This window comes from Mesorhizobium sp. M7A.F.Ca.CA.002.09.1.1 (genome assembly GCF_003998555.1).
In the GTDB taxonomy this organism is placed as follows: domain Bacteria; phylum Pseudomonadota; class Alphaproteobacteria; order Rhizobiales; family Rhizobiaceae; genus Mesorhizobium; species Mesorhizobium ciceri.
Window position 1 is genome coordinate 1 of the sequence record NZ_RZRR01000207.1, and the last position, 7198, is coordinate 7198.

General features: G+C 57.5%; 5 protein-coding genes and 2 pseudogenes. 1 reads left to right on the plus strand and 6 read right to left on the minus strand.

What is annotated here, in order from left to right:
* Window positions 1-132: pseudogene (locus EN994_RS11790) on the plus strand (IS481 family transposase); the annotation flags it as partial.
* A 106-nt stretch (window positions 133-238) separates the two neighbouring features.
* On the opposite strand, the gene EN994_RS11795 reads toward EN994_RS11790, so the two are convergent.
* The 6 genes and pseudogenes from EN994_RS11795 to EN994_RS11820 all read right to left on the minus strand — a co-directional run.
* Window positions 239-2110, minus strand: a complete 1872-nt coding sequence (locus EN994_RS11795; RefSeq protein ID WP_063169260.1) for an acyltransferase family protein — start codon at window positions 2108-2110, stop codon at window positions 239-241.
* 83 nt (window positions 2111-2193) lie between these two features.
* Entirely contained in the window at window positions 2194-2754 is a 561-nt protein-coding gene (locus EN994_RS11800; protein ID WP_063169261.1) for a CpaD family pilus assembly lipoprotein, read from the minus strand.
* Window positions 2755-2766: 12 nt separating this feature from the next.
* Complete coding sequence (locus EN994_RS11805) at window positions 2767-4188, minus strand: type II and III secretion system protein family protein (RefSeq protein WP_063170365.1); 1422 nt, start codon at window positions 4186-4188, stop codon at window positions 2767-2769.
* Between the two features lie 71 nt (window positions 4189-4259).
* Window positions 4260-4946: a response regulator transcription factor gene (locus EN994_RS11810; RefSeq protein WP_063169262.1), complete on the minus strand. Its 687-nt coding sequence runs from the start codon at window positions 4944-4946 to the stop codon at window positions 4260-4262.
* A gap of 805 nt (window positions 4947-5751) precedes the next feature.
* Window positions 5752-5920: pseudogene (locus EN994_RS36030) on the minus strand (transposase); the annotation flags it as partial.
* A 714-nt stretch (window positions 5921-6634) separates the two neighbouring features.
* Window positions 6635-7198 (minus strand): zinc-binding dehydrogenase (locus tag EN994_RS11820; protein ID WP_164745879.1); only part of this gene is annotated, 564 nt, incomplete at its 5' end.

Genomic DNA, 7198 nt, shown 5'->3' on the forward strand with positions numbered 1-7198 from the left:
CATCGTGCCGCCGAACTGCCTGTCTGGCTGCACAGATACAATTGGCATCGTCCACATGGCAGCCTAAAGTCAAAAACGCCTATCAGTCGCCTCGCCCTGATCGAGGACAACCTGTTGAAGCTCCACACCTAGGTCACTATCGGGGGGCCTTAAACCTGAACAGCTCCATCGTCGCGGCTGCTGCGGAAGCAGGAGCTATCACTGGGACCCGTACTGGTGCTTGTCAGCCGCTGAGCCGCTACTTCGTCTTAGGAAGAGCATTGTCCTTGCCAAAAGCCGGCCAGTATTTCGAGATTGCCAGTGTGGCGCCGGCTGAAGAGAAATGACCATAGTCGAAATATAAAAACTCTCCTCTATCGAAATAGGCGCAGCGTCCTGCGCTGCACAGGAATTTCAGCGGATCGATGAATGTGGCGCCTTTGGTAAATGAGCGCACACGTTCGTTGACGTCGGGGTCCATCGCGATCGGCCAGGACGTATCGTCCAGATTTTGGCGCTTGGCGAAGAACGCAATTTTCCGGACGTCAGTTGGGAACTGCGGAGACTGGCCGATGACAAACACGCGCACGCCCAGGGCACGAAGCGTAGCGATTGTTTGCTGAAGACCGTCGAAACCTCTGACCTCATAGTCACTCCATCTACCGCTGAGGATAACCGTCTTGATGTCCGCTTCCAAGATGACGTCCAAGGCCTTGCGATTGAACCGGACACAATCAAGACGATCGTACGGGTAGTAATAGAGTATCGGCGCGCAGCTGGCGTACGTATATTCAACGATGTTCGCCTGCAATCGATTTATGTTAGCACCCAAGCCGGAAACATAGTGCGCGGCGAAGGAGTCGCCCCACAAAAAAACCGTTGTTGGAAAACCGCTGGTGCGCGTGCAATCCTCCATATTCCAGCTTTCGATCCGGCTGGTGCCCTCGTTGAAACAGATGCCATTCCTCCAGTCCCCGACGGAAATGCGCCGCTGGACATAGTCCGGAAACCGTTGCGGAAAGCCGTTGCCGAGCGCCCCCGCCGCTCCGCCGGCACAAAGGACAACGATCGCGAGCGCTGAAAAGGCGAAGATAGGCCCCGGGGAGGTGAAGGCCCTCTTCTGTCGAAACGGCTGCTCTACAAACTTCCAGGAGAATGCAGCCAATGCGAGGCTTGCCACCAACATCGCACCGGTCATCAACGGATCGAGTTTTTGGAACGAAAGATAGTGCGCGAACGCATTGAGAGGCCAGTGAACAAGATACAACGAATACGAGATGAGCCCAATCCAGACCAGCGGCCTGACTTCGAGCATGCGGGTGGCGACCGTCGAGGGGGTATTTTGGCCAACATAGATCAGAAGGGCCGTTCCGATGCATGGATACAAGGCGTTGTAGCCTGGGAACGGATCACTCGCCGAAATCGCGAAGAACCCGATGGCGAGAAGGCCAAATCCGGCCACCCCCACCGACTCCATCAGGAGTCGGTTGCCCAGCGGCGAGGGGCATTTGAGCATGAGCAGGGCGCCCAACATGAGTTCCCAGATTCGGGTCGGCAGCAGATAGAATCCGGCGGTGGGTGCCAGCGATGTCGCCATCACCGCCACTACGAAGCTGCAGAGAATTATCGGAAGAAGTGTCGTCAGCCAGCGCTTCCCGATGTAGCGATAGATTAGGAACATCAGGATTGGTGCGAAGATGTAGTACTGCTCCGCTACGGAAAGCGGCCAAGTGTGCAACAGTGGTAGAAGCGCGGCATCGATAGAGAAGTAACTTGACGTTTTCCAGAAGAAAACGTTCGACCAGAAGGTCGAGGTAGCTATGATGCTAAGACTGAATCCGCGCAGATCCGGTGGCAGAAGAATGAACAATGCCGCAATGCAGGTGAGAAGCATCACAAAGACGAGCGCCGGCAGAATGCGCCGGGCACGGCGCCAGTAGAAGTTGACGATGGAAAATTGGCCGCGTTCAAGGTCATCCAGGAGGCTTCCGCTGGTTAGGTAGCCGGAGATGACGAAGAAGATATCGACCCCGCTAAAGCCACCCGGGATCGCCGAAATTCCGAAATGAAAGAGTACGACCGGAAGTACAGCAACGGCCCTAAGGCCCTCGATATAGCGCCTATATTGCATCCAGCGGTTCCTTTTATTTTAGATCAGGACGCGATTGGAAGCTTTCAATCTCCGGTAGGAGTGCTGCCGAGATAAGGGCGGTATCAGCCACCTTTATCCGTCCCGAATGTTCTGTAAGTTGCAACTGGTACAGAAGCACGATCGCCATCGCCGGCCTTGACGGCCTGATTGTCGAGCAGATCGCGCGGATCGTTGACCATCACGGCCAGGTTATGTCCTGTCGAACAACCAAGCGGCTGTTTGAAGGATTCTTCATTGGGTAAGGCACCATATGAGGGACAGACCGGCGGACGGGCGTGATAGACAATCGCCTCAATTCGCACTGAGCCGGCGTCGTGTTGATCGCGCAATTGAATGTTGTCTTCTTCGATTGCCAACTGCCTGGCCTGATGGGCTACCCCTGCGCTGAGCTGGGGCGAACCGCTGATGAGGAGGTGGATGGCATCGAACCGGCCGCGACTGGCCTTGTCTAGGAAAACACGCAAACGCTGCCGTTCGGAAGCGCGCAGGCTTTGCAACGTCAGGACGGTGGTCTCCTCTCGGACAAGCATTGGTGCCGATGGTTCGACATCAACTGGCGTAGTGCTTGTGCAGCCACTTACGCTTGGTGCCAGAGCGACAAAGAGGATTATAAAACGCAACATCTTTGGATGACACTATTCGATGATGAAGCCGAGACCGCCCTGGGCGCTTGGCGCGCCCGCACGGATAGCAGCGCGGTCTCGCGGGGGACTTGTCACGGAATTCGTCGGAGCGCCCCCTCCGTTCAAAGCCGGTGCCGCCCGCTCGGTCGGTGCGCTCATCTGGTTTGGGTTGGAGCCTGGTCTTACAATGTAAGGCGTAACTAGAATGACCAGTTCTGACTCCTCTTTTTGAAACGAGGTCGAGCGAAAAAGCGGTCCCAGGATCGCCAGTTCTCCGAGCCAGGGAAAGGCCCTGACATCATTGTTGACGTTCCGCCTGATTAGACCGCCGATTGCGAAGCTCTGGCCGCTGGCGAGTTCGACGACCGTATCGGCTCGGCGCGTGGAAACTGCCGGCACGGAAATTCCGTTGATTTGCACGGCACCTTGCGTCGACAGTTCACTGACTTCGGGCGTTACGTGAATGTTGATTTGATTGTTGCTGAGAACTGTCGGCACAAATTCCAGACTGACGCCGAAGTGACGGAATTCAACCGATACCTGCCTGTTTTCCTGCAGGACAGGAATGGGAAATTCGCCGCCCGCGAGAAAGCTGGCCTTTTCACCCGACATAGCGGTGAGGTTCGGCTCAGCCAGGACGGAAGCTATATGCTCCTTGGCGAGCGCGTCGAGAACCGCGCTGACGTTGACGGCACCGTTGTCGAATCCGATTTCTGCTGTACCGCCACCCTGGGTTGAACCAGACCCAGCGCTTGCAGCGCTTCCGCTTAGAACGCCCACTTTGAAATTGCCGATTTGACCGAAGGCGGACAAGTTGACGCCGAGTGACTTCATGGCGCTGCGTGAGACTTCGGCTACGCGCACGCTGAGGTTAACTTGCAGGGATCCAGCGACCTTGATGTTGTTGACGACTTGCGCTCCGTCGCCCAGATATTGCTCAGTGACTCTTTTTGCGGTGTCGGCGACCTCTGCGTCGGGCGCCGTCCCGCTAAGGATTGCGCCGCGCGGCGTATAGTTGACGCGGATGGGATAGTCGCCGACCTGCTCCCGCAACATGGCGCGTAAATCCCCGATCGGTTGCGTGACAACGATACGCAATTCGGCGAGAGGCTCGCCATTGCCATCCAAGGCGAATAGGCTGGTCCGCCCCGATTTCTTGCCAAAGACGAAGATTGTTTTGCTCGATGGCGCCTGAAAATCCGCGATCGTGGGGTCAGCAACAAAGATGGTCGTGGCTGGCCCGGGCAGATGAACGGTCTCCCCGAGCGAAGAGGAAAGGGTCAGCGTGGCGTTGATGCTATTCGAAGCCGCATGCGGCGGGCCTTTGTCCTGCTTGTTTTGCGCCGCGACACCAAGTGGGAAAGTCACAATAAGCGCGCAGAGGAGATGGCCCAGGTAACGGGGCACTGCAGGTCTTGTAACCTTGTTGGCGATCGCCCGCCAATTGAGCGCAGCGCAAGGATGTTGAAGGATCAGCAAAATAGATCTTCTTTCGATTCGACAAACTATGCGGACGAGGCGTCAGTCAATTCTAGGATGTAACCAATGCCTCGGATGGTCTTGATCCGTGGCGTTGCACCTGATCTGGTCAGATGTCCCCGTAAACGATAAATTCCGACTTCAAGCGCGTTGGCAGACACGTCGTCGTTGAATGAATAGAGGTGATCTTCCAATTGCGCACGGGGCACGATGCGGCCTGCCCGGTTAAGCAGGTGCTCTAGAACACAGAGTTCGCGACGTGCGATCATCATTGGGTGCCCATCAACGAAAACCTGGCGGGCGACCGGATCAAAGTCGAGATTGCCAAATACGAGCCTCAGGTCGGTCATCTGTGTCGCCCGGCGCAGAATGGCTCTCATTCTGGCAATAAGCTCATCGGTAGAGATGGGTTTGAGCAGAAAGTCGTCCGCACCACCGTTGAAGATCGCAATTCGCTTATCGAGATCGTTAAGGCTGCTCATAATGACGGCAGGAACTGAATGCCCGTGGGTCCTCAACTGCCTCAGCCAACCCAAGCCATCGCCATCTGGCAGAGCCAATTCCAGCAGGAGAATTTCATAGCTGGCGCAAGAAAATGCACTCGAAGCCAGTTCCAGAGTACCAACGACATCAACGACGAAGCCGCCATCCCCGAGCGCAAGTCGCATGGCGCGCGCAAGATCCGCATGATGATCCACGAGCAGCGTTCGCATTTCATCTCCTCTCGAAGAGGGACGGCCCATCGAACGCGTCACCGGCGGCCATCTGATCGGAGCACACGGCGCGCAACTCGTCGCAGCTCTCGGAACTGGTCCGAGTCGGAGGGACATGCAAGTCGCTCGGTGGCAATAGGCGCGGGTGAGGACCAACTGACGGGCTCAAATACGCCGGTCGGCGAACCCACGAGGCCAGCAACCCGCGTGCGATTTCTCGTTGCATCATCTCTCCTACGTGCAGCCCCTGCGCTCGCAAGGCAGCGTCGCGGCTCAGAGCCCGATTCCCACAGAGGGTAGGGTTAGCTTTCGAGAAACTGATTGAACAAATCGATTATTTGGATCGAATGCATCCACGGTATGGATGCAGCGCACCATCTTCAACGACTGCGGCGTCCTGATGCACTGTTGTGTCTGTCGTGCTCTGCTTTTTTCGCTGTCCTTCAAGGCTGGCGAGCCTGGTGGAACCTGCGCGTCATTGGCTTGGTAGCTTGAATGCTCAACAACGGAGCGCCCTGCGCAAAGCCGCTCTCATTTCCAAAAAGCCTTGCAATCTGGTTGGAGCACTTCGCGCTCGACACCAAAATAGGCGAGGAAAACTGACGTCTGACAGGGATGTACATGCAACAGCCGATTTGCGGCACCAGCAAACGACCGCGTTCAGGCTGAAGATCGACGACCAACGGCTCCTCGATTTCCGCACTTTTACAAGCTCTTCCTGTGCGGGCGGATGCCGGCAAACAGCAGCACAGGGTCAGCGAAACCGGGAGCGGGCCTGCTTGATCGCCATGATCACATTGCCGCTGTCGCGCGTGCGGAGCGGAATGCAATCGGTCCAGCCGGCGGCAATCCGGTCAGCACCATCGTCTGCACGAAGCTCCCTGACGAAGACGTGCCCGAATGCGCTCAACAAAGCCGGGCGGCGGATCTTTCCAATCGCCGAAGGTGCGGGCTGGCACCGAGCGGCGAACTGCGAACTCATTCCTGCCCGGCGGCGCTGGCCGCCGCGAGCGTCGATGCGGACCCAGCCGCTCCGAATCCTCCCACAACACGATGAGCGCGTCGCGGACATCGCTGCCGTAACAGCGGCTGCGGCTCTTGCCCGCAGACGGCCTCTGCTCACGACGGTTCATAAGACGGATCGCGCGCTTGCGAATAATAGCCGGTTACCGCCTCGAACTCATCCAGAATGCGCCGCTTGTCAACGCCGCAATAAAGCTCCACGATCGCCGCTTCACCGTGTCGCCATGCTGAGCCGCGCCATCCTTCCCCCGAACCGGAATGGCACGACCTGTCCATCCCCTTTGGAACAGGACACTATTGGTAACATTTTGCTTGAGGCAATGCGGCTCGTTGCCTTCCTTTTCGCTGACCGGAAGGGTACCGGAAGTCGTCTATCGCATCTTACCCGCTGAAAGCGGCAACACCTCGACCTCAATCGCAGATCATAGGAAATAGACGATCGCGTCGGGGCCTCAGCATCGGTTCACCGGGTTTCCGTCATCGACTGAAGCGAATTGCCCCATCGACCGTCACCGGGTGGGCCGCGATACGTCGCCGTATATGATTAGCGAGCGCACGTAGCGGAGCCATAGCTCTCCACCCAGCCATGTTCCCCTAGTTGGAAAATGTCCGGCGGACCAGAGGTGCTGTCGTCAGCTTTTCCTGAATAGCGGCCAAGGCAATCCCTACCAGTCCATCACCACCTTGCCGGAACTGCCGCTCTTCATCGCATCGAAACCGATCTGAAAATCGTCGATGCCGATGCGGTGGGTGATCAGGCCGGAGACATCCAGCGGACCCTGCACAAGCGCGATCATCTTGTACCAGGTTTCGAACATCTCGCGGCCGTAGATGCCTTTGAGATGCAGCATCTTGAAGATGACCTTGTTCCAGTCGATCTCGAAGCCGGTCGGCGCGATGCCCAGAATGGCGATCTTGCCGCCATTGTTCATGGTGTCGATCATGTCGCGGAAAGCGGGGGCGGCGCCTGACATTTCGAGGCCGACGTCGAACCCCTCGGTCATGCCGAGCACCGGCATGACGTCGCGCAGCTTCTCCTTCGAGGCGTCGACGACATGCTGGACGCCGAGTTTCTTGGCTAGCGCCAGCCGCACCGGGTTGATGTCAGTGATGACCACTTTGCGCGCGCCGACGCATTGGGCGACGAGCGCGCCCATGATGCCGATCGGCCCGGCGCCAGTCACCAGCACGTCCTCGCCGACCAGATCGAAGGACAATGCGGTGTGGAC

Bases quoted from the DNA above. Each gene is read 5' to 3' on its own strand.
- EN994_RS11795 (WP_063169260.1), bottom strand. From the start codon at position 2,110: ATGCAATATAGGCGCTATATCGAGGGCCTTAGGGCCGTTGCTGTACTT.
- EN994_RS11800 (WP_063169261.1), bottom strand. From the start codon at position 2,754: ATGTTGCGTTTTATAATCCTCTTTGTCGCTCTGGCACCAAGCGTAAGT.
- EN994_RS11810 (WP_063169262.1), bottom strand. From the start codon at position 4,946: ATGCGAACGCTGCTCGTGGATCATCATGCGGATCTTGCGCGCGCCATG.